This is a genomic window from Psychrobacter sp. ANT_H59 (genome assembly GCF_008369225.1).
Taxonomy (GTDB): Bacteria; Pseudomonadota; Gammaproteobacteria; order Pseudomonadales; family Moraxellaceae; genus Psychrobacter; species Psychrobacter cryohalolentis.
Genome location: NZ_VOBE01000004.1, coordinates 348504 through 371567 on the forward strand (window position 1 = coordinate 348504; position 23064 = coordinate 371567).

Annotated in this window: 18 protein-coding genes and 1 tRNA gene; 5 read left to right on the top strand and 14 right to left on the bottom strand. The window is 43.6% G+C overall.

All coding sequences use genetic code 11. The annotated features are described in order from the left end of the window. Positions 1 to 69: 69 nt before the first annotated feature. The 7 genes from rseP to rimO form a co-directional block, all read right to left on the bottom strand. A complete protein-coding gene (gene rseP, locus FQ083_RS08995) occupies positions 70 to 1443 on the bottom strand; it encodes an RIP metalloprotease RseP (RefSeq protein WP_149409604.1) in 1374 nt (457 codons plus the stop codon). A 58-nt stretch (positions 1444 to 1501) separates the two neighbouring features. Further along, on the bottom strand, positions 1502 to 2710 hold the full coding sequence (ispC, locus tag FQ083_RS09000; protein WP_149409605.1) for a 1-deoxy-D-xylulose-5-phosphate reductoisomerase: 1209 nt from the start codon (positions 2708 to 2710) through the stop codon (positions 1502 to 1504). A 106-nt stretch (positions 2711 to 2816) separates the two neighbouring features. Then, entirely contained in the window at positions 2817 to 3626 is an 810-nt protein-coding gene (locus FQ083_RS09005; RefSeq protein ID WP_149409606.1) for a phosphatidate cytidylyltransferase, read from the bottom strand. Between the two features lie 175 nt (positions 3627 to 3801). Continuing rightward, entirely contained in the window at positions 3802 to 4560 is a 759-nt protein-coding gene (gene uppS / locus FQ083_RS09010) for a polyprenyl diphosphate synthase (protein ID WP_011514037.1), read from the bottom strand. A 271-nt stretch (positions 4561 to 4831) separates the two neighbouring features. Continuing rightward, positions 4832 to 5386 carry a ribosome recycling factor gene (gene frr / locus FQ083_RS09015; protein ID WP_149409607.1) on the bottom strand — a complete coding sequence of 185 codons (555 nt, stop codon included), beginning with the start codon at positions 5384 to 5386 and terminating at the stop codon, positions 4832 to 4834. Between the two features lie 126 nt (positions 5387 to 5512). Next, positions 5513 to 6238, bottom strand: a complete 726-nt coding sequence (gene pyrH, locus FQ083_RS09020) for a UMP kinase (RefSeq protein ID WP_011514039.1) — start codon at positions 6236 to 6238, stop codon at positions 5513 to 5515. A gap of 183 nt (positions 6239 to 6421) precedes the next feature. After that, positions 6422 to 8017, bottom strand: coding sequence for a 30S ribosomal protein S12 methylthiotransferase RimO (gene rimO, locus FQ083_RS09025; protein WP_149409608.1), 1596 nt, complete (start codon positions 8015 to 8017; stop codon positions 6422 to 6424). 134 nt (positions 8018 to 8151) lie between these two features. Between rimO and FQ083_RS09030 the strand changes: the two genes are divergently transcribed. From FQ083_RS09030 to FQ083_RS09040, 3 genes are all read left to right on the top strand, one after another. After that, entirely contained in the window at positions 8152 to 9540 is a 1389-nt protein-coding gene (locus FQ083_RS09030; RefSeq protein WP_133104429.1) for a two-component system sensor histidine kinase NtrB, read from the top strand. A gap of 43 nt (positions 9541 to 9583) precedes the next feature. Then, positions 9584 to 11296 carry a sigma 54-interacting transcriptional regulator gene (locus FQ083_RS09035; RefSeq protein WP_133104428.1) on the top strand — a complete coding sequence of 571 codons (1713 nt, stop codon included), beginning with the start codon at positions 9584 to 9586 and terminating at the stop codon, positions 11294 to 11296. 230 nt (positions 11297 to 11526) lie between these two features. Further along, positions 11527 to 11611 (top strand) — tRNA-Leu (locus FQ083_RS09040). 108 nt (positions 11612 to 11719) lie between these two features. Here FQ083_RS09040 and FQ083_RS09045 read toward each other — a convergent pair. Next, the gene (locus tag FQ083_RS09045) at positions 11720 to 12733 is read right to left on the bottom strand and encodes a serine/threonine-protein kinase (RefSeq protein WP_149409609.1); all 1014 of its coding nucleotides are present in this window, start codon (positions 12731 to 12733) and stop codon (positions 11720 to 11722) included. Between the two features lie 69 nt (positions 12734 to 12802). On the opposite strand from FQ083_RS09045, the gene FQ083_RS09050 reads away from it, so the two are divergent. Then, the gene (locus FQ083_RS09050) at positions 12803 to 13777 is read left to right on the top strand and encodes an ATP-binding protein (protein ID WP_149409610.1); all 975 of its coding nucleotides are present in this window, start codon (positions 12803 to 12805) and stop codon (positions 13775 to 13777) included. Between the two features lie 9 nt (positions 13778 to 13786). Here the strand turns inward: FQ083_RS09050 and FQ083_RS09055 are convergent, their stop codons facing one another. From FQ083_RS09055 to gyrA, 5 genes are all read right to left on the bottom strand, one after another. Next, positions 13787 to 14908 (bottom strand): ribonuclease Z, encoded by a 1122-nt coding sequence (locus FQ083_RS09055; RefSeq protein WP_149409611.1) that lies wholly within the window; start codon positions 14906 to 14908, stop codon positions 13787 to 13789. A gap of 32 nt (positions 14909 to 14940) precedes the next feature. Next, the gene (locus tag FQ083_RS09060; RefSeq protein WP_149409612.1) at positions 14941 to 15201 is read right to left on the bottom strand and encodes a hypothetical protein; all 261 of its coding nucleotides are present in this window, start codon (positions 15199 to 15201) and stop codon (positions 14941 to 14943) included. 87 nt (positions 15202 to 15288) lie between these two features. Then, entirely contained in the window at positions 15289 to 15957 is a 669-nt protein-coding gene (locus FQ083_RS09065) for a glutathione S-transferase (protein ID WP_149409613.1), read from the bottom strand. 224 nt (positions 15958 to 16181) lie between these two features. Beyond that, positions 16182 to 17252: an EamA family transporter RarD gene (rarD, locus tag FQ083_RS09070; protein ID WP_149409614.1), complete on the bottom strand. Its 1071-nt coding sequence runs from the start codon at positions 17250 to 17252 to the stop codon at positions 16182 to 16184. A gap of 111 nt (positions 17253 to 17363) precedes the next feature. Further along, positions 17364 to 20153: a DNA gyrase subunit A gene (gyrA, locus tag FQ083_RS09075; protein WP_149409615.1), complete on the bottom strand. Its 2790-nt coding sequence runs from the start codon at positions 20151 to 20153 to the stop codon at positions 17364 to 17366. 505 nt (positions 20154 to 20658) lie between these two features. On the opposite strand from gyrA, the gene FQ083_RS09080 reads away from it, so the two are divergent. Next, the gene (locus FQ083_RS09080; protein WP_149409616.1) at positions 20659 to 21546 is read left to right on the top strand and encodes a methyltransferase domain-containing protein; all 888 of its coding nucleotides are present in this window, start codon (positions 20659 to 20661) and stop codon (positions 21544 to 21546) included. Positions 21547 to 21604: 58 nt separating this feature from the next. On the opposite strand, the gene FQ083_RS09085 is transcribed toward FQ083_RS09080, so the two are convergent. Then, positions 21605 to 22864 (bottom strand): ABC transporter ATP-binding protein, encoded by a 1260-nt coding sequence (locus tag FQ083_RS09085; RefSeq protein ID WP_410477362.1) that lies wholly within the window; start codon positions 22862 to 22864, stop codon positions 21605 to 21607. Positions 22865 to 23064: the final 200 nt, after the last annotated feature.

A 23064-nucleotide genomic window follows, 5' to 3' on the forward strand; every position in this document is an offset into this window, starting at 1 on the left:
AATAGATACAGGATAAGCATAAAACCATTAGTCTATCGCATCTTACCGTGCAAGAAGTATGCTATATCATCAAAACAGGCGACTGATATCATTACCAATTGCTAACACCATGAAACCTGCCAGCAAGAGTAAACCAATATTTAAGCCTACCATTTGCACCCCTTCAGAGAGTGGCTTACCACGTATCAGCTCAATCAGATAATAGACAATATGACCGCCATCTAATACTGGAATGGGCAACAGATTCAAAACCGCAAGGCTCAAACTGATTAAGGCTGCGGTAGATAATACCATTTGCCAACTGATATCAAAACTTTGCTTAGCGACTTTGGCAATGGTAATCGGACCTGATAAGTTATCAAGACCTATCATACCTGATAGCATCTTGCCCATTGAACTAACAGTCATAACAGCCAATTGCTCAGTTTTCTCAAACGATTTGATTAACGACTCAGCTGGACCATAGACCACCGTGGTTTTGTACGCATCAGGAATGACAATCTCAGACTGTGCCACCATAGCACCAATTTGTCCATAATCGTTACCTAAATTATCTTTTTTACCTTGCGGCATAATCTGTAATTCAATCGGCTTATCATTCCGTAACACGCTAAATGTAAGCAAAGTCTCAGGATTGTCGCGGATAATACGAGTGGCGCTAATCCAGTCATTGATGGCTTCATCATTGATAGCAGTGATGCGGTCGCCAGCCTTGAGACCTTGACGACTTGCCGCGCCATCAGGCGTTACATCACCTACTATCGGTGCAATATTTGGTTGCCACGGTATCATACCAAAGCTTGATAAGGCATCTTTACCTTGTGCGGCACCTTGCATAAATTCTTTTATAGGTGCTTGATAAGTTTTGGTTGCATTATTATTGGCTTCTGATTGCAACGTCACGCTTATATTGGCTGTCTCGCCCATGCGCCCAGCAAGGCGATAATTAATCCCTTCCCACGTCTGTACGTCATGACCGTCAATCGCAACGATTTTATCACCGGCAGGCAACTGTGCTATCGCGGCAGGCGTATCCGGTAATACTTGACCAATCTTGGTGGCAAGCTGCTCTGAGGGGGTCATAAATAACACCCAGAACAATGCAATGGCAATAACGAAGTTCATGATAGGACCAGCAGCCACAATAGCTATTTTCTTAAGCGGATGCTGACGATTAAATGCTAAATGCTGCTCATCTTTTGCCACCTCACCTTCACGCTCATCAAGCATCTTGACATAGCCACCAAGGGGTAATGCCGAGATACGATAATCAATGCCACTTTTTTTGCTGGTCCAGCCAAAAAGCTTAGGACCAAAACCAATAGAATACGTAAGTACTCTAACGCCGCAAAGACGCGCTACAATATAATGACCCCACTCATGCAAAGCAATAAGCGGACCTAAGACAAATATTGCCGCAAGGAGTGTTAATAGAAACGTCATGATCTTTTCTCAGTAGATACTCTTAACATCATTATAAAGGCGATAGCGCTTGATACATCTAGACCAGTCTTGCCACCAGCTTCTCAGTATGCTGACGCGCTAGGTTATCGATTGCCAAAATCTCATCAATATCAGCCGTCTCAGTTAATGCCGAAACTTGTATCTCATTCAATGCTTGCTCATTAATATCAGCAATATCCGTCAGACGAATTTGATTATTCAAAAATGCGGCAACTGCAATCTCATTCGCCGCATTTAGAATGATGGTCGCGTGAGTACCCGCTTGCATCGCCTCTCGTGCCAGACGTAAGCAGGCAAATTTTTGCAAATCAGGCTCTATAAACTCTAAACCACTTAAGGCAAATAAGTCTAATGGCTGCGAGCCACTGTCAATACGGTCAGGGTAGCTTAGCGCATGAGCAATGGGCGTTTTCATATCTGGGCTGCCAAGCTGCGCCAAAAAGCTGCCATCGCTATATTCTACCATTGAGTGAATGATACTTTGTGGATGAATCACCACATTTATCTTATTTTCAGGCAAATCAAATAAATGACAAGCTTCAATCAGCTCAAGCCCCTTGTTCATCATCGTGGCAGAATCGACAGATATCTTTTGCCCCATCGACCAGTTTGGGTGTTTGACCGCTTCAGCGACACTAGCTTGCTGCATCTGCGCAAATGACTGCTGTAAGAACGGTCCACCAGAAGCCGTTAGCCATAGCTTACGCACACCATGATTTGGTCGGTGAATTTGGGTATTATCCTGCTGAATGGCAAATGGCAAGCACTGAAAGATAGCATTATGTTCAGAATCAAGCGGCAGCAAGGTTGCATGATGCGTTTTGACCGCATTGATCATCACTTGCCCTGCCATCACCAGCGCTTCTTTGTTCGCTAGTAAGATACGCTTGCCTGCGCGGGCAGCAGCTAGAGTAGAAGGCAAGCCTGCGGCGCCAACAATAGCAGCGACAACAGTATCAGTTTGTGAATCGGTAGCGATATCCACAAGGCCTGTTTCGCCGCCGACTACTTCGATATCAAGTCCTGCTACACTCAGACGCTTAGCGAAGTCATCAACCGCGGCTGTCGGTACGCCTACCCGCTTAGGAGCAAACTGCTGACAAAGAGCAAGCAGCTTATCTAAACGGTGATATCCAGATAAGGCATAAACATCGTAATGCTGTGGTTGTGCCGCCAAGATGGCTAACGTACTGTCGCCAATCGAGCCTGTCGCGCCTAATACGGCGATACGTTGGGTCATAACCATGGGTGCCTATAAATGATACGGTAGTAATAAGATGAAAATTAAATGAGCAGCTAAGCTTATGTTCTGTCAGATAACTACATAAGCGATTTTGATAGTATTAGGCAAGTCAAACGACAATCAAACCAAACTGCTGTATTGCCCAAAAACCAAGCGCAAATATCGGCGTAGCAGATAGCAGTGAATCAATACGGTCCAGTATTCCACCATGCCCCGGTAGAATCGTTCCTGAATCTTTAACATCAGCACGGCGTTTGAGCATAGACTCAAACAAATCGCCCAGTACGGAAGCTAAAATCGTCAGAGCCGATAATGCCACAAAGGCGATGAGCGCTGCACCCGTCAATTGTAATTTAAAGACACTTATAATTACTACGACCAGTAGTCCTGTGACTAAGCCACCCGCCAGCCCTTCCATACTCTTATTGGGTGAAACGTTCGGTGCCATTTTTCGGCGCCCAAGCTTGCGTCCGACAAAGTAAGCACCACTGTCTGCACACCAGACCAATAAAAACACATATAGTAGCCACCATGGCGACAATTGCCATAAGTAAAACATAGCCGTAATTGAAGCCGTTAGTATCACTGCTCCCATTAGTGCTAACTGCTTACCGTACCATTTGGTAGACGTTGGGAAAACTCGTACCCAAGACAGCGCCATTAACCATATGACGAGAGAAGCTGACCACCAAAAAAGCCAGGTGACTTTAAACATGAGTGACACTAACGTCAGCAGCAACACCAATACTACAAAGACCGCGGGCTGACGCCACTTTGGCATCAATTTAGTCCATTCATGGGCGGCAATAATCACCCCAATCCCTAAAAGTGGTGCAAATAATATAGGACTTTGGCTCGCAAACATTGCAATACCAACGATAATAACGAGAACAATTGCCGTCTTAATTCGTTGCCACATACTTATTGAGCCTTATAATAATGAAGAACATTTGGTCAAATTGCGTGATAAATATTTACTATAGATAATGACGTATCATAGCCAGCTGCTGACTATAATAACGTATTGATAGTGACGCACGCTATTGAAAGTGTTCCAAATTGACAAAAGTCGTCTAATGCTCTTAACATGACCTCTAAGATATTTGCTGAGCCGTCACTATTTGCTCGCTGGTTTTGCCAAAGCGGCGTTGACGTTGAGCAAAATCCTCTAGCATTGCTGCTAGCTCATCGACGCTAAAATCTGGCCACAATGTTGGGGTAAAGAACAGCTCTGCATAGGCTGATTGCCACAATAAGAAGTTCGAGAGACGGTACTCGCCGCCGGTACGTATCAGCATGTCTACTTCTGGTGCATCTGCCAATTGCACATACTCTCCAAGTTTTTCCTTATCAATATCATCGATTGATAACTGACCTGCCTGCACTTGCTGTAATAGCTGCTTTGCTGCATGAGCGATATCCCACTGTCCACCGTAACTGATGGCGATGACCAATGTCATAGCGTCAAAATCAGCCGTTTTTGCTTCAGCATCTGCCATCAATAATTGCAAATCATCACTAAGCTGACTGCGGTCGCCGATAAAACGCAAACGAATACGGTACTTAACCATACGAGGCATCTGCTCATTGATGGTTAAGCTCAGCAAATGCATCAGCAGAGCCACTTCAGTCGGTGGGCGCTGCCAATTCTCACTGGAAAAGGCAAAGACGGTCAAAACCTCAATACCCGTACTGACGCAATATTCAACAATAGGGTCTAGCGCATCTTTGCCAGCGATATGTCCCTGACCTTTACCTAAATTATGGACTTTACCATAGCGGTTATTGCCGTCCATAATAACAGCGATATGGCGTGGAAGAAGGGCTGGAGCTAAATTCTCTGACATAGACATAGGCTAACTTGCTTGTTGTTTAGGTAAAATAATCATAACGCGCGCCATACTTTATAAAAACCCTAACTCATAATTTATATAAAGAGATTCATATAAAAAGATTCATATAAAGTGCTTATAAAAAAGGACAATATAAACAAGCTATAGAGTAAGATTAATTGTCTACACGGCAACAAACAGCCAATAGCACTTTGATATTGGCTGTTTGTTTTTAGCGACTTGTTATATAAAATATTGATAGCGCATCATTTTTGACAGCAGAAAAATGTGCTTATACTGCCATCAAATCGGTTTCTTTTTTGCTTAAGCGGCTATCGATTGTTTCAACATATTTGTCAGTGATTTTTTGAATGTCATCACTGGCGCGGCGCTCGTCGTCTTCTGAGATCTCTTTTTCTTTTGCTAACTCTTTGATGTCATTCATCATATCACGGCGGATATTACGAATAGAAACACGGCTGTTTTCTGCTTCGCCACGTGCCAATTTTTGCATATCTTTTCGAGTTTCTTCTGTCAATGCTGGCATAGGAACACGAATCACATCAGCAGTCATTGGATTAAGACCCAAATCTGCTTCGCGGATAGCTTTGTCAATCGCTTGCACCATGGTACGGTCAAATGGCTGTACCAGTAGCGTACGCGAATCCTCAACGTTAACACTCGCTACTTGATTTAACGGCGTAGGCGACCCGTAGTAGCTGACCATCACACCTGTCAACATACCTGGATGCGCGCGGCCCGTACGAACTTTACTAAAGGTGCTTTCAAGCGCTTCCAAGGTTTTTTGCATGCGCGCTTCGCCGTCTTGCTTAATTTCTTGAATCATGAGGTATCCTTATTTATCGCTACCGACAAATCATTTATTGTTTATTATAAAAACTATTCAGGTGTTTTCACAGATAAGCAGCTGTCTTACTTCTGCCTATCTTTTATCATATTCTTGGGTACGATATTAATGATAGACGCGTGTGCCCTCATTCTCGCCCATCACAACATTTAATAAAGCATTAGGCTTATTCATATCAAAGACTTGTAATGGCACATCGTGCTCACGACATAATGCGATGGCAGTCAAATCCATAACTCCAAGCTTTTGCTCTAACACCTCATCAAAGGTCAGACCATCATATTTTACTGCATCGCTATGTAGGCTTGGGTCTTTATCATAAACACCATCTACTTTGGTCGCTTTTAGAATCAAGCCTGCTTCGATTTCAATACCACGTAAGCAAGCAGCCGTATCAGTGGTAAAGAAAGGATTGCCCGTACCCGCGACAAAGATACATACTTCGCCATTTTTAAGATAACGAATCGCATTACGGCTGCTATAACTTTCAGTGACTTCACCAATCGGCAGGGCTGACATTAGGCGCGTTTTGATATTACGGCGCTCAAGAGCATCACGCATTGCAAGACCATTCATGACGGTTGCAAGCATGCCCATTTGATCGCCAGTGACGCGGCCGACCAAACCCTCTTTTTGTAATTGGGCACCGCGATATAAGTTACCACCACCGACTACGATACCCACTTGGACACCAAGCCCGCGCAAATGGGCGATAGATAAGCTCATCTTATCAAGCACTTCGGTATCAATACCCATATCTTTCGTACCCGCTAAGGCTTCACCAGAGAGTTTTAGCAAGATACGAGAATAACGCGGGTTTTTGTCAGACATGAGGTCACCTTGTCAGTATTGAATTATAATTAAAGTTATCGGTAATATACAAATAGAGTTTACTTTGAGACTTGACGGCATTGCCCAACTTAAGGATAAGCAGGTACAAAGGTCAAATTGCGCTAATTGTAGCAAAAACTGCCCGCGATTGGGCAATTTTCATGCGCCTATTACAGTGACTGCTTAGCCTTTGTAACTGGCAAACAAATCATATTCACTAGCATCGTCGATAGTGACCGTTAAGAACTGACCGACTTTCACCGCATCAGTAATATCATCGACATAGACATGACCGTCAATTTCTGGTGCGTCAGCATAGCTACGGCAGATTGCAACGCCCTCTTCACTATCAATTTCGTCGACCAATACCATCAAGGTTTTGCCAATTTTCTCTTGCAGTTTTTGGGCTGAAATATCTTGCTGTAACGTCATCAAACGCTCGTAACGTTCTTGCTTGACGTCTTCTGGCACATGATTTGGCAAGTCATTGGCAACCGCACCTTCAACTTCTGAATAGGTAAAGGCACCAACGCGATCAAGACGGGCTTCTACTAACCAATCAAGTAAGCATTGGAAATCTTCTTCTGTCTCACCAGGGAAGCCAACAACGAAGGTTGAGCGAATGACGATATCAGGGCAAATCTCACGCCATGCATGGATACGCGCCAAGGTATTTTCGCTATGAGCAGGACGTTTCATGGCTTTTAGGATGCGATGGCTGGCATGTTGGAATGGAATATCAAGATAAGGCAATAATTTCTTCTCGCCCATTAATTCTACGACTTTATCCACATGCGGATACGGATACACATAGTGTAGACGCACCCAAATACCCAAATCGTTTAACGCTTGGCACAAGTCATAAAATTTAGACTTCAGCGGCATACCATTCCAAAAGCTTGTCTTATACTTTAAGTCCAGACCATAAGCAGAAGTATCTTGCGAGATAATCAATAGCTCTTTCACACCAGCCTTTTTCAGCGCCAGCGCCTCATTCATCACGCTATCAATCGGACGTGAAACCAAGTCTCCACGTAAGCTTGGAATGATGCAGAAAGTACAACGGTGGTTACAACCTTCTGATATTTTTAGATAAGCATAATGGCTAGGCGTTAATTTGATACCTGCCTCATTAATCAAATCTATTTTTGGGTCATAACTGGCATCCAAACCACGGTCAGGCTTTGGTACATGCAACGCGACTGCTCTAATGACGTCATCATAAGCATGAGCGCCCGTCACTGCTAGTACAGCAGGATGCATTTCACGGATTTTATCTGCCTCTTTACCCAAGCAGCCTGTCACAATCACCTTACCGTTTTTACTGATAGCTTCACCGATTGCATCGAGCGACTCTTGTACCGCTGATTCGATGAAGCCGCACGTATTGACCACTACCAAGTCGGCGCCTTCATAATCACTGGCTACTTGATAGCCATCGCGGCTAAGCTCTGTGATAATGCGCTCACTATCGACCAAGGCTTTTGGACAACCTAGAGACACAAATCCAATCTTTGGCGCGGCATTGACAGGGGCATTGGTCGTTGCTGTTGTCGTTTTAGCTGAAGCTGCTGAAACTACCTCGCTGCTTTGTTCGACACTACGATTTTGATTATGATTGGCTTTATGATGGTAAGGTTGAACACTGTCCGTCGAGCTTTGCGCAGGCATTGCTGTCGGCTTAGCAGGATTAAAGAGAGTGGCAGTGTCTTTTGGTATAGAAGCTGGCTGTGAAGGGGCTATAGTCGTATTAACGGACTCGGTAGAAATATTGGGCATGGCTAACCTTGCTAGAGATAAATTGGCTGTGCGCATTGTACGTTTTTTTTACAAAAATCGCCAGTTTTGCCGCTCTATAGTGTTGATTTATGGTTAAATATTATATCGAGCCTCTATTTATCTAGGTATTACTCATGACCGCTGATTTTATAAGCGCAAAACCAACGCCTGACTTAACCTTTATATCGCAGCATTTGTTCACGGCTATCTTGTGGGTCAATGATGAATTGTCTATTACTTGGCTAAATGCCCAAGCTGAGCAGCTACTGGCGATCAGTAGTGGACGATTGCTTAATCAGTCGGTATTGATGCTGCTTGCGCCCGAAGAATTGAAAACCAAAAGCAGCACACTTATTGACAGTCCAAAAGACAAAACCTGCTCTTTGACTGAACGTTTTTTTCAAGCGAAGCAGTATCAACAACCTTTTATTGACCATGACCATCTGATACACAGCCCATTAAATGGCAACTTATCACTCTCGATTGACTATAGCGTCACCCCTGTTATTTATCAGCAGCAAAATTACTTTATTATAGAGATATGGGGCAAAGACCGCCAAAGTCGCATCTCAGAAGAACAGCGCCAACAGCAGCAGTACAATGTTGCGCGTCATATGCTGCGCTCGGTTGCCCATGAAATCAAAAATCCGTTGGCTGGTATTCGCGGTGCCGCGCAATTATTGCAGCGTCAATTTATCAAATTTAGTGAGCGCTCTTTTAATACTCACACTACTGATACTGACTACCCTAGCCTTATATCGAGCCCGATTTTAAACTCTGATAACCATCTACAGAAAACTGCTGACAAATTACGCAGCTATACCGATATCATTATCTCAGAGACAGATCGCCTCACTCAGCTGATTGGGCAGTTTCTTGGTTCTAATCAATTACCACATTGGCAAATGCTCAATGTTCATGAGCCAATAGAGCATGTTTTGGCATTGATCATCCATCAATATCCGCAAGTTTTATTACAGCGTGACTATGACTTATCGTTACCTGAACTTTGTGCTGATAAAGACCAGCTGATTCAAGTCTTCTTAAACTTAATTAATAATGCTTGCGAATCCATGACGGAATTTGCACAAACGCTGCAGCAAAGCGTGCCAGCCGTATCCAATCAATTAACATCAGATAGTCCACTTAATAATCTTGATTTTGACGATGGCTATCAACCCAAACTCCATATTCAAACACGTGTTGCCTTTCAACATACGATTGCCGGGCAGCAACATAAACAAGTACTGCAAGTTGCTATCACCGATAATGGTTCTGGCATTCATCCTGATATCATTGGGCAGATATTCTTTCCTATGGTGACCAGTCGCGCGCTAGGAACTGGGCTTGGTTTATCCATTGTGCAAGATATTATCAGCCGTCATCATGGTATGATTGATGTCAGCTCTACTCAATCGCAAGGCACCAGCACGAATACTAATGTCGATAATAAAAACAGCAAGTATAGTCAAACCCGTTTTACCCTTTATTTGCCTTTTCATCAGCCAATTGCTGAAAATTAATGCCTTCACCTCAATTCTTCTCACTGCTTATTAGGCTAAATACATGACCCAGTATAATGACACCCAATCTCTTACAAGCAATGAGCGAACGCCAATGGTCACGGTCAATAACAGTCCTGATAATGAGCCTGCCACTTTATGGCTCATCGATGATGATGCGGCGCTGCGTATGGTACTTGCAGATACTTTTGAAGACGCTGGATTGACGGTTATCAGCTTTACCCAAGCACAAGCAGCATGGACACGCCTCAATGATATTCTAAAATCGTCAGAGTCAACCGCCTTGTTACCCGATGTGATATTGACCGATATTCGTATGCCGATGATGGATGGTCTATCCTTTAGTGACTGGGTACACAAGCACTTTCCTAAACTTCCGATTGTCATTATGACAGCGCATTCAGACCTTACTTCTGCCATTAGCAGCTATCAGACTGGTGCATTTGAATATCTGCCCAAGCCGTTTGATTTAGATGATGCGGTCGCAACGATTTATAAAGCCATTAATTATCAGCCGAATCTAGTCATATCAAACCATTCAATCGAGTCTAATACGAATGTAAGTACCGATACCAAAGAACAGCCTGTGAACAAACCAAATGCAGCCAAATCAGCTAGAAAAACCCCTAAAGCTGCTGAAAGTAAAACTCATGAAAAACCCAAACCCCAAACTAATAACAACCCAAGCGGCATCATCGGTCAATCACAAGCCATGCAAACGGTATTTCGTGCCATTGGTAGACTTGCGCACTCACCGATTACCGTTTTAATCACTGGTGAATCAGGTACAGGTAAAGAGTTGGTCGCTAGCGCCTTACATCAGCACTCACCGCGACACAATAAAACCTTTATTGCACTAAATATGGCAGCAATTCCCCATGATTTGATTGAGTCTGAATTGTTTGGTCATGAAAAAGGCGCATTCACTGGCGCCACAACTTCACGCCAAGGTCGCTTTGAGCAAGCAGATGGCGGCACGTTATTTTTAGATGAAATCGGAGACATGCCTTTTAGTACCCAAACGCGGCTGCTACGAGTGCTGGCAAATGGTGAGTTTTTTCGCGTGGGTGGTCAGCAGCCCGTCAAAGTAGATGTACGCATTATTGCCGCTACCCATCAGAACTTGGAAGAATTGGTCAAACAAGGCAAATTCCGTGAGGATCTATTTTATCGCCTGAATGTCATTCGCCTGCCATTGCCGCCCTTACGGACTCGCCGCGAGGACGTACCAGCATTAACCACTTATTTTATGCAGCGCGCTGCTGAGCAGATGAATACGGCACCAAAACAGCTACATCCGTCAGCAATGCAAATGATGCAGTCTTTTGAATGGCGCGGTAATGTCCGCCAACTTGAGAATGTCTGTCTCTGGCTGACAGTAATGGCGACCGGCGACACCGTTATGATCGATGACTTGCCTCCAGAGTTGCTCGAAAACATCTCCTCTACTCTAGACAATCAACAGCAGCATGTATCCTCACAAGACGCTATTGAAAATAATCATCTACAAAGTCAGGATACTTTTGGTACCCAAAGCTGGCAACAAGCTTTAGGTATTTGGGCGAAGCAGTCACTACAAGCTGGCGCAACCGATATTTTACAGACAGCAACACCTGAGTTTGAACGGGTCTTGCTAACCGCAGCGCTCCATCATAGCGGCGGCAAAAAGATAGCTGCTGCCAACTTACTTGGCTGGGGACGCAATACGCTGACACGTAAATTACAGCAGCTGAACCTCTCATCATATCAAGAGTAATATTAGTGTGAATAAAGTGATAAAAAATATGAATTAAAAAATCAGTAATATCAATTATTTATGATATTCAGCAAAAAAAATGGCTAAATAATTAAAAATAAGTGCAAATAGGGCTTGCCAAACTATTCAAACTCTATATAATAGCCAACCACTGAGACGCACTACCGAATCAGTTATTTATCTCGATGGGGTTTGAATATCAACACCAAAGATGATAAGGTAACGAAAATGGGGCTGTGGCGGAATTGGTAGACGCACCAGATTTAGGTTCTGGCGCCGCAAGGTGTGAGAGTTCGAGTCTCTCCAGCCCCACCATTTTCGGATAGTACATCTTAGACCAAATATTAAAGCCTGCTTTTAGCAGGTTTTTTTGTGTCTGGGATTTACTAGATTTATCCTTTCAACCTTAGTTGTTGGGCTTATTTACTTTTCAATACTTTCTAAATCTAAAAGCACCTCACCCATACTCTGATACCTTTTCTCTATCTGCTTCGCCAATACCTTATCAACAACGTCCTGATAGCGACTATACTCTAATGGCAAGGTCGGCACAGAGTGTTGGCAATGTTGTGTCGCCCAATCAATCATTGGATTACTACTTCGAGCATCAACGGCAAATGGTCGCTCGCCGACTAATATCTCATACAACATAATCCCAAAAGCGTATATATCGCTTTGAACCGTTGAGCCATACCCTTGCCAACGCTCAGGAGCAAGATAGGCAGGCGTGCCAGCAGTATTTGCTACACTGGGCTGATAAAGAGTGCGCGCTAAAGCAAAATCCGTCAATAATAAATCAAAGGTGATACGGCTATTATCCGCATTATTTGGTAAAAAACCTTCTAGCAAAATATTACTGGGCTTAATATCATTATGTAGCCAGCCGATATTATGTAAATGGTAAATAAGATTGGCAGATTGTAGGATAAATTGATTTTTTTGTGCCTGTGTTAATAATAAATGCTTTTGAGCGCTCAGCTGATTTGCCAAGCTGCCATTTGGATAGTAAGGCATGACCAGGATAGTCAGCTGTTGCAACTGTGCTAATATTTTCGAAGTAATATTTTCATAAAACAATAGTGGTGGTACGATAGCGGAAAAGCTATTTTGAAGATTGTTTTGATTATTTGATAAGTTGTTTATAGATGTTAGGACGTCAGCTTCATAGATTAAATCAGACAGGTCTTGATGAGCATTAGCATATAACTGCCATTTAATCATCACATTCCCAAACTGCGAGTGTTGGGCGTGCGTCAAGCCCTGATAATCAAGGTCACTACCATGATTTTTCTGACTGAGTCGTTGATGCGAGATCTCGCTATAATTTAGGCTGAAAAAGAATGCCGTTAATGCTGGCAGGATTTGCTGCGCTTGTGTTCGTAACGCTTGTTTTGCACCTGTTTGTAATACACGAGGAATACTGGCACTATTTTTCATGGTAAAGTGATGCCTTTATATATCTATTAAGCCAAACGTCATTTTAATTTTTATAAGCGACTGAGTATTATGCCCCAATCTACTAAGCCCGTTATGAATTATGCTCTGCCAGACCATTTATTAGATCTGCTCAGTCAGTATCTGCAAGAGCAGGTCACGCCAACCATTGAGATTGATCCTGCGCAGTTGGCTTATCGCTGGGTCGGTGGGCAGACTGGACATTTAGAGCCGCTGGCGGTTAATTTGTTTTTAAGTTTAGATGACTTACATGGTATCGACACGCAAAAATCAAAACTGGTACAGAACACGCGTCAATTCCTCAAAGGCTATCCTGCCAATCACGTCTTGATGACAGGGACACGCGGCGCTGGTAAATCATCGCTGATTCGAGCATTGCTTCAAGCCTATCATAATGAAGGTCTGCGCATTATTGAAATTGCCCGAGACGACTTACGGATGCTTGATAAAATACGGGCAGCGATTAAAGCCTTACCAGCTGACTGCAAATGTCGCTATGTGGTGTACTGTGATGACTTGGCATTTAATGGTCAAGATGAAAGCTACCGCACCTTAAAAAGTGTGTTAGACGGCTCGCTGGATTCAGAGCAAGACAAATTATTGGTTTATGCAACCAGTAACCGCCGCCATCTACTACCGCAGCTCATGAAAGACAATGTTAATATTTATAATGGTCAAACCGATGAGGTTAATCCTTATGAAACCATTGATGAGACGGTGTCTTTATCTGACCGTTTTGGTTTATGGCTGTCCTTTCATCCAATGGATCAAAACACGTATTTATACATTGTGCATCATTATTTATCTATTCAACAAAAAGTCGATGCTAAAACTAGTCATGATGACATGTACGTTGATGCAGCAAATAAAGGTGCAGATAGCATTGATGAGTTACCCACCCATATCAGATCAGCCGCATTACGCTGGGCATCAGAACGCGGTGGACGCTCTGGTCGAGTGGCGTATCAGTTCAGTCGTTACTGGATAGGTCAGACCCAATTGGCAGCTGAAGACAGTCAGTCTTAAAAACTCATATCATGTATTTTTATGGTCGCGTGCAGAGCCTAAATACTGTACGCGACTGCCTATATCATCACTCACCTCTTCCGCTTTTCCATTCACCAGATATTGGTCAAAATCTGCTGCCAGCCATAGATTACCTTGGTAAACACTTTCGGTATCCAATCGAATATGCGCCATATTTGGCGTGCCGCTATTTGGATTGTCAAAGCTCTGATAACGGGCGCTAAAATGGGTGAGGATTAAGTTCTTAAGCCCATTGTCTTGGGCAAATCGACCCAATAACTGCGCGCTACTATGCATTGGATCAAAATTTGGATTTTTTGCCTGAATCTTATTTAATACCTCATGAGTATATGTAGCTTCATGAACGAGTAAATCCGCATCGGCTATAGCGTTGTTAAGACACTCTGGCGTATCGTTATCTCCAGCCGCCACTACCCTTGTACGCTGACTCTCATTATCGACATAATCTGTTGAACGAAGCTTGCGACCGTCTTCGGTCATAACATCTTCGCCCTGTTGCAGTCTGCCCCACAGCGCGCTGGCTGGAATATTATCTGCTATGAGCTTGTTCTTATCAAGATTGCGACGACTGATCGTCTGGTTGATACCAAAGCCATAAGAGGGAACGCGATGCGATAACGGCGTGATATCAATCTCAAGCTGATGTTGATTGTCAAAGCTGATAGTTACCTGAGCTTTATTTTTACTATCTTGCTCAGATAGCAAATCTTCTATCGCCATAAAGTTAATAGCAAATGGAAAGTGCAATTCGGTAGTCAAAATAAGAGCATCAAGCAGTGTGGCAATCGCTTTTGATGCAAGCAGTATCAGCGTCGCAGTACGTCCTGACATTGCCGCACTCGCTAACAACCCCGGCAACCCATAGCAATGGTCGCCATGCACATGAGTAATGCAAATCGCTTGTAACTGATGTAAAGATAACTTGGTATGTAAGAGCTGATGCTGCGTACCTTCACCGCAATCAATCAATAGCCACGGCCGTGATTTCTTGTTTTGCTGTTGATTTGTCCCTGAGCTATAAGGATTGAGGCACTCGATGGCAAGCGCCGTTACATTACGTTGCTTGGTTGGCATGCCTGCTGAGGTACCCAAAAAAGTGAGTTTTAGCATCGCTTATCTCTGCTGGTTATCATTACGAGCTGTTATGACAACTGACATATCATGGTTTTTTTGCCTTCAATCATCTGTCCACCATTTGCCGTACATTCATTGACCATATTGGATTCATACGACTTCCAGCCACCATAGAAGCTGGCAATGCATAGAATCACTACCAACAGTTTTTGCGACCATGCTTTAATAGAAACTTGCTGACTGTTCACATTATTATCAACTTCATTAAGTGGTTGTTCATTAGCACTGTTGATATGGTCGGTATTATTCGACTTATTCAAATCTGTCATTTTTCATCCTAAAAAAAGGGTTTGTCTATAAATAAACAAAGCCCTTTATTGTTATATTAAATCAATAATTAATAATAAGCGTCGCACTTAAAACCGTAGACGACCGCCCTTTTCTTCTGCACGTTTAAAGGCATCACGTTCTTCACAACGCTTAAGCCAAGTTAAGATATTGGTATATTTACTACTGTCTAAACCTGCGCCTGCATTGGCACCGACCACAGCCAGATGCATCTGAATATCAGCAGCGCTAAATTCTGCTCCGGCAAACCAATGGTTGTCTTGTAAATGCTGCTCCATCATATCGAGTATGGCAGTCAAGCTTTTGCTTATCATGCTTTTTTCGACTTGCTTTTTAATGCTTTTACTCACAGGTTTGATCAGCATCGGCGACTGCTCAACCACTTTAGTAAATACCAAACGCATGACCAACGGCGGCATCACTGATGCTTCGGCAAAGTGTAACCAAAACGTATAGGCCTCCCACGCCGCTTCATTGTCATCAGCAGGCTTAAACTGCTTTTCTTTATCATAGTGCTTTAATAGATACTCGATGATAAAGCCTGACTCAATCAGCACACGACCATCGACCTCTAGCATCGGTGCATGACCGAGCGGGTGTATTTGCTTTAAGCTGTCAGGGGCACGGTACGCTTTGTTACGCTGGTAGCAGGTCAGTTGGTAGTCGGCATTCAGCTCTTCTAATAGCCATAAGATACGAAATGAGCGTGAGTTTGCCAAGTGATGAAGGTGTAGCATAAACCATCCTTATAATAAGTTTTTAGTATTCAATAGCAGATTTTATAAGTTAATTCTTCAATATTCTGTTTAAATAAAGGAGTTTGATAAATCAAACAACCCGATTTAAGTTAATAATAATGCTTGATAATAACTCACTTACTGTTTTTATTATAGCTTTACTATGTAGCTTGACTTATCAAACCACTTTTATCGGGCCACACTACTTATCATTACATCAATAACTACTTTGAATCTAACGCTTGGATTTTACGCGTGATTTTATCTATTCGCTGTTGGTATTTCCTGATTTTACGAAAACGGTGCGCCTTTAATACCCCTTCTATACGATGGTCGATAAAACGGCGACGCGGTGGGAAACTCCCAACTTGCGGCTCTCGGTAACCATGCAAATGATTGTCACGGCGTCGGATAAGAAAGCCTTTCATACTATCAGCAATCATAATAAACAATGCCAGTGTAATCATGCCATACATGAATAACGAGCCCCCTTCATCCAGACTTTGATTTAACACAGTAATAGATAATACAAATAGCAGCATAGGCTCTATGTAGCTGAGCGCGCCAAATAGCGACACTGGCAGCTTACTACTAGCAACCATAGTCAATGACATGGCAAGCGCACTAAAAGCGCCTAGCAGCGGCAATATGTACCAAAATTTGGGGTTTTGCGCCGCCACACTAAAGCCGCCGCTGCTATAAAGCATAATCAGCACCACTGGCGTCAGTAACGTCAAATCTGATAACAGACCTGTAATAGGCGGCACAGCAAGCTTACGACGTAGCAAATAATAAGGCGGATAACCCAAGCATGCAAATGCGGTTACCCAAGATATACTGCCATATTGCAATATATCATAGCCGATACCGAGCGCAGCACATATCGCTGCTAACCATTGCAAAGCACTCATATGTTCATGATAGAAAAAACGCCCAATCACAATCATGACCAACGGCAATAAAAAATAGCCCAAGGTCACATCAAGACCAAAGCCATTGACCGGTCCCCACATAAACAGCCAAATCTGCCCACCTAAAATTGGGGTTGGCAGTACAAAAATAATCCACTCTTTTGGCGTCTTTAGTGTTTTGAAATAATCAAATACATGCTGCCACTGTTTTGTAAGGCTGACCAATAGCACTAGGCTCAGGAGCATCATCAATACGCGCCACGAAGCCACCTGCGTACCCGTTAATGGCAGCATAAATAGCCCGAATAGAAACATCAAAGAAAACAAAAAACTTGATGATACTGAAGCCAAAGTTCCCTGAACGGTCTGATTGGTCGTAAGCATAACAACAGCCTTAAAAAACAGAAAAAAAACAAAGCCTCCAACGATAACGTTAGAGGCTTTTTTTATAAAAGGTAATAAAAGAATAGACCAAAAAGCTAACTAATAAAAGCGTTATTCGTCAGTGTCAGTTTCTGTATGACTAGTATCATCAAAGTCTGTCTCTGTAGCATCACTATTCGCCGCATCAACATTCATCTGTTCTTGACCTTTTACTTCAAACGTTCCATCTTCTCTCATTGCATCAATCAGCTCATTGTTACCCTCTTCGTGCTCAACACGCGCCATAGCGACCAGCTTTTCATCTTTTGATAAACGAATCAGCGTGACACCTTGGGTATTACGACCAGAGCTTGCTACATGCTCAACTGGGGTACGCACTAAAGTACCTTTGTCTGAGATTAAAATAATATCGTCTGTAGAGTCCACCTTGGTAGCACGAACCAGCGCACCATTACGCGTGCTAGTTTTAATAGCGATAACACCGCCACCGCCACGATTTTGGGTGTTGAACTCCTCGATAAAGGTACGTTTACCAAAGCCATTTTCACAAGCAATCAGAATCTCGCGGACATCATCTTCGATAACAACCAATGATTTGATAAACTCATCAGTAGCCAGACGCATACCACGGACGCCTTTTGCCGTACGACCCATCGCACGAGCATCATTTTCATTAAAGCGAATCGCTTTACCACTTGACGCAAATAGCATGACTTCTTGGCCACCATTGGTGATACGAGCGCTCACCAATTTATCGCCTTCTTCTAAGCCAACCGCAATCAAACCGTTCGAGCGAATATTGGCAAACTGTTTCAGCTCTACGCGCTTCACCGTACCATTCGCCGTTGCAAAGAATACAAAAGGCGGCTCTGCTTGCGTGCTGTCGTCTAATAGATCATCATCATTATCTACTAGAGCATCTGCTGATGTTTCGCCTTTGACCGATAACTCTTCTACGATTTTTGGAATAGGCAATATCGTTGTGACCGTTTCATCAGCATTTAAGCCAATCAAATTCACTAATGGACGTCCACGGGCACCGCGGCTGGCGATTGGTACTTCAAAACCACGTAAACTAAAGACGCGACCTGTATCAGTAAAGCACAGTACGGTTGCATGCGTTGAAGTCACAACTAAGTGATCAATCACATCGTCCTCTTTCATCGCCGTCGCTGATTTGCCTTTACCGCCACGTTTTTGCGCGACATAATCGTCAATGGGCTGCGTTTTCGCATAACCAGTACGTGATACCGTCATCACAACCGTTTGCTCTGGGATCAAGTCTTCACGGTTAAAGTCCATACGTGAATCAATAATATCGGTGCGACGCTCATCACCAAAATTATCACGAATCTCAATCATCTCATTAGAGATAATGGTCATTAGCTTATCAAAATCGCCAAGGATAGATTCTAAATGGGCGATTTCACGCAGTAAGTCTTGGTATTCTTCAGTCAGCTTGTCTTGCTCAAGACCCGTTAGGCGATGCAGCTGCATGTCTAAAATGGCATTGACCTGCTCAAGTGATAAGCGATAGCTTTCTTGATTATTAATCAGACCAAACGGCGCTTTTGGGTCTTCGCCTTCGATAAAGTCAGGGCGTACTGACTGGCTGCCTGCAGCGGTTAGCATCGCTACAACACTACCTGAACCCCAGGTATTACCCAGTAAGTTTTCACGAGCCAAGCCGCGGTTTGCAGACGCTTTAATCGTCGCAATAATCTCGTCAATATTGGCAAGTGCAACGGTCAAACCTTCGAGCAAATGACCACGGACACGGGCTTTATTGAGCTCAAAAATGGTACGGCGCGTCACCACTTCTTGACGATGGCGGACAAATGCCGCAATCAGTTGACGCAAAGTCAATAATTTCGGCTGACCATTATCGAGCGCCACCATATTGATACTAAAGCTAGACTCAAGGGGCGTTTGCAGGAACAAGTTGTTAACGATTACTTCCGCTGTTTCGCCACGACGTAAATCAATAGCGATACGCATGCCGTCTTTATCAGACTCATCACGAATCTCAGTAATACCTTCGATTTTTTTGTCACGCACAAGTTCTGCAATACGCTCAATCAGCTTGGCTTTATTGGTTTGATAAGGCACTTCGGTGAAAACAATACGCTCACGGTCACGGTTGACACCCGTCTCACTCATCGGCTCAATAATATATCGACCACGTACATGCAAGCGACCTTTACCAGTACGATAAGCATCTAAAATACCCGCACGACCATAGATAATACCGCCCGTTGGGAAATCAGGACCTGAGATATGCGACATCAGCTCTTCAGCAGATATTTGCGGATTTTCAGCATAAGCTAAGCAAGCGTTAATCACTTCCGTCAGATTGTGCGGCGCCATATTGGTCGCCATACCAACCGCAATACCGGTAGCACCGTTAATCAATAAGTTAGGAATACGCGCAGGCAACACACTTGGCATACGCTCAGAGCCATCGTAGTTGTCTTCCCAATCAACAGTATCTTTATCCAAGTCAGCAAGCATTTGGTGGGTCAACTTGGTCATACGCACTTCGGTATAACGCATCGCTGCCGGAGGATCATCATCAATCGAGCCAAAGTTACCTTGACCATCAACCATCGGGTAACGCAAGCTAAAATCCTGTGCCATACGTACGATGGCATCATAGACGGCACTATCGCCATGTGGGTGATACTTACCAATGACATCGCCGACCACACGTGCAGATTTCTTGTAGGCTTTGTTATAGTCATTAGACAATACATGCATCGCATACATCACACGGCGGTGTACTGGTTTGAACCCATCACGCACATCAGGCAGCGCGCGCGAGACGATCACGCTCATCGCATAATCCAAATAGGACTGCTTTAATTCGTCCACAATGGCAATAGGACTGACCGATTCGCTCATATACACTCCCTCACTCACATCTACTCTCTAGCATTGGCATATCTAAGCCATAATGGGCAACAATAACGGCACCAAAGCGCCGTTATATAATAAATCCAGTGACCATCAAAAAAGGCTTAGCAATCATTCAAATCTATAGAGAATTAGCGATAGTTTTAATGTTGAATAAAAGAAGCTATTTTAGCACAAATTTGTTGATTTAGGGGGTTCTAGGTGCTATTAAAATCAAGCAAAACAGTTCAGTAATTGCTACTTTTTGCATCAATTACCATGATTCAAAAACCTTTCCCAACAGCATTGATATCACTGGCTAATTTTGCCATTGATATATAAAGACCGTTATTTAGCAATACCATTTAACGCCCACTTTTTTCAAATAGCGCGTCATCAGAGTTGGGTGTTAATGCAATTTAAAAACAATCCTAAAAAGACGTCAACGCTAGATTAGCGCCCTGCTTTATTGTACGATACGCCACCATACATCCTCCGATATAGACAAATCTTTATGCCAACCAATCCTCAATATATTAATAATAGCGATGCGGTAGACTCTACAGAAAATGTGACAGTACAAGCGTTAAAAGAAGATGTGCGTACTGACCGCAGCTTTGATGCGATTGCCGATCATTTTGAGAAAAAGGTCTATGGTGGCTTAAAGGGAGACATTCGATTAGCAGTATTGCGCCGTGATCTTTTTGAATACTGCGCGCAGATGAGCAGCACTCTTGGGCGACCTTTACGTATTTTGGATGTGGGTGCAGGACTGGCGCAAATTGCGATTGAGCTTGCGACTCAAGGACACATACTGGTCATCAATGATATCTCGGCCAATATGTTAGAGAAGGCGCAAGAGCGCGCTGCACAAAGTAGTGCAAACGATGAAAAATTGAATATTACGTGGTATGTATGCCCGTATCAAGAGCTTGAAGAAAAGCTGGCTGATGAGACGGAGAAATTTGATTTAATCATGTGTCACGCGCTACTTGAATGGTTGGCAGAGCCTGCCGCGGTAATGGACTTTTTTGATCAGCAATTATCCGATAATGGAGCATTATCGCTGTGCTTTTATAATCCAGCGAGTTTTGATTATCGTAACTTGATAATGGGCAATTTCAACTTATTAGATAACACTGAATATAAAGCCGACAATAAAAAAAGCCTGACGCCCAATCATCCGGTTGCAAAGGAAGAGGTTGAAGCTTGGCTACAGGCGCATGATTATCAGACTCTGATCGCCAGCGGTCTGCGCGTATTCCATGATTATTCGCCGCTAAAACGTGGTGGGCATAACGATCCTGAAGCGGTCATACGTATGGAGTTACGCTACTCGCAACTGGATCCCTATAAGTGGCTTGGGCGCTACTTACATCTTCTAGCGACACGTGTCTCTTAAAAGCTTTAAAACTTCGACACCATGCATCCTTTCGGTAAAGACAACTTAATAAACGCTATCATATGTCCTCAAACCGCTCTGACCTATCATACTCTGACCACGTGGTAGCGTTGATATCCTTTTCGTCAAATACCACCACATGCTCCAGTATCGGCAAGATACCGATTTGGGTGCCGACTTCATGATTATGATGACTGGCGACCAATGACAATACCGTTTGACCATCATCTAGTTGCAAGCGATAGAGATAATTGGCACCGCGAAATACCCGACCAACCACTAAGGCGGTCTGCGTACTGTCATCATCATGGATAATGTCATCGGGACGCACCAATACCTTAATCGGCGTACCATTCGGATAGTCGTATTCACAATACTGCGGCTGACCGGACGCATCATAGACTTCCATCCGCCGATAAATATCACCAAGCGCCGTCTCGACATGACCTTCTTTGATGATGCCGTCTATCATCGCGCCTTCACCGACGAACTCAGCGACGAATGGGCTGACCGGCTCATGATATAGCTCACTTGGGGTTGCCCACTGTACCAGCTTACCTTTATGCATGACGCCGACTTTATCAGCGAGCGCAAACGCTTCATTTTGATCATGAGTGACCAAAATCGCAGTGGTATTGGTGCGCTTTAGAATATCGCGGACATTCATAGCTAATGATTCACGCAGTACTACATCCAAGTTCGAAAACGGCTCATCGAGCAGTAATAACTTAGGCTTCGGTGCCAATGCACGAGCCAATGCCACCCGCTGCTGCTGTCCACCTGAGAGCTCGCTTGGGCGTTTATCGGCATGTTCAGACAATTCTACCAGCGCTAGCATCTCAGCAACACGGGCTTTTTTGTCGGCAGCCGACCATTTATTGAGACCAAAGCCGATATTTTTTGCCACGCTTAAATGACCAAATAGCGCATAGTCTTGAAATACCATCCCCATGCCGCGCTTGGCAGGTGCAACGGCAAATGAGACACGCGCTGCTTGCTCTGTGAGTCGCTGATTGTTAAGCGTGATTTTGCCGTTACGACTCTCTTCTAATCCGGCAATCGCTCTTAATGCCGTGGTCTTACCACAGCCGCTATAACCTAAAAAACAACCAATTTCACCTTGCTGTAGGTTCAGTGACAAACCATTGACCACTATGGTGTCGTCATAGCCAACCACCAAGTCCTGTACACTAAAATATGGCTGAGTGGCAGCGGTTTCATGATTCTGAATAAAGGTACTATCTAAGTTAGCAACACCTTGTTGTAACTCTCTTTCCGCTACAGCTTGAGCCATTTGCGCTTTGGTTATGATAGTCATAGGTGACTTTTTCACATTACTTTGTCGTGCTTTACTCTGAGGCTCTACAGAATCAGAGTCTGCTGGATTTATTGAATCGTTCATCAAGTCAGTATACATAGACAGTACCAATAAGCTATTAGTGAAGAAAATCCAGCGTCACAACATTCAAAATATTAGACGTTAAAAACATGAAACTTTAAAAGTGTGAATAACGTGAG

Bases quoted from the DNA above. Each gene is read 5' to 3' on its own strand.
- FQ083_RS09085 (WP_410477362.1), bottom strand. From the start codon at position 22,864: ATGACTATCATAACCAAAGCGCAAATGGCTCAAGCTGTAGCGGAAAGA.
- FQ083_RS09045 (WP_149409609.1), bottom strand. From the start codon at position 12,733: ATGAAAAATAGTGCCAGTATTCCTCGTGTATTACAAACAGGTGCAAAA.
- FQ083_RS09065 (WP_149409613.1), bottom strand. From the start codon at position 15,957: ATGCTACACCTTCATCACTTGGCAAACTCACGCTCATTTCGTATCTTA.
- FQ083_RS09030 (WP_133104429.1), top strand. From the start codon at position 8,152: ATGACCGCTGATTTTATAAGCGCAAAACCAACGCCTGACTTAACCTTT.
- pyrH (WP_011514039.1), bottom strand. From the start codon at position 6,238: ATGTCTGACAAAAACCCGCGTTATTCTCGTATCTTGCTAAAACTCTCT.
- FQ083_RS09035 (WP_133104428.1), top strand. From the start codon at position 9,584: ATGACCCAGTATAATGACACCCAATCTCTTACAAGCAATGAGCGAACG.
- rimO (WP_149409608.1), bottom strand. From the start codon at position 8,017: ATGCCCAATATTTCTACCGAGTCCGTTAATACGACTATAGCCCCTTCA.
- FQ083_RS09005 (WP_149409606.1), bottom strand. From the start codon at position 3,626: ATGTGGCAACGAATTAAGACGGCAATTGTTCTCGTTATTATCGTTGGT.
- FQ083_RS09055 (WP_149409611.1), bottom strand. From the start codon at position 14,908: ATGCTAAAACTCACTTTTTTGGGTACCTCAGCAGGCATGCCAACCAAG.
- uppS (WP_011514037.1), bottom strand. From the start codon at position 4,560: ATGTCTATGTCAGAGAATTTAGCTCCAGCCCTTCTTCCACGCCATATC.
- FQ083_RS09080 (WP_149409616.1), top strand. From the start codon at position 20,659: ATGCCAACCAATCCTCAATATATTAATAATAGCGATGCGGTAGACTCT.
- gyrA (WP_149409615.1), bottom strand. From the start codon at position 20,153: ATGAGCGAATCGGTCAGTCCTATTGCCATTGTGGACGAATTAAAGCAG.
- frr (WP_149409607.1), bottom strand. From the start codon at position 5,386: ATGATTCAAGAAATTAAGCAAGACGGCGAAGCGCGCATGCAAAAAACC.
- ispC (WP_149409605.1), bottom strand. From the start codon at position 2,710: ATGGTTATGACCCAACGTATCGCCGTATTAGGCGCGACAGGCTCGATT.
- FQ083_RS09050 (WP_149409610.1), top strand. From the start codon at position 12,803: ATGCCCCAATCTACTAAGCCCGTTATGAATTATGCTCTGCCAGACCAT.
- FQ083_RS09060 (WP_149409612.1), bottom strand. From the start codon at position 15,201: ATGACAGATTTGAATAAGTCGAATAATACCGACCATATCAACAGTGCT.
- rseP (WP_149409604.1), bottom strand. From the start codon at position 1,443: ATGACGTTTCTATTAACACTCCTTGCGGCAATATTTGTCTTAGGTCCG.
- rarD (WP_149409614.1), bottom strand. From the start codon at position 17,252: ATGCTTACGACCAATCAGACCGTTCAGGGAACTTTGGCTTCAGTATCA.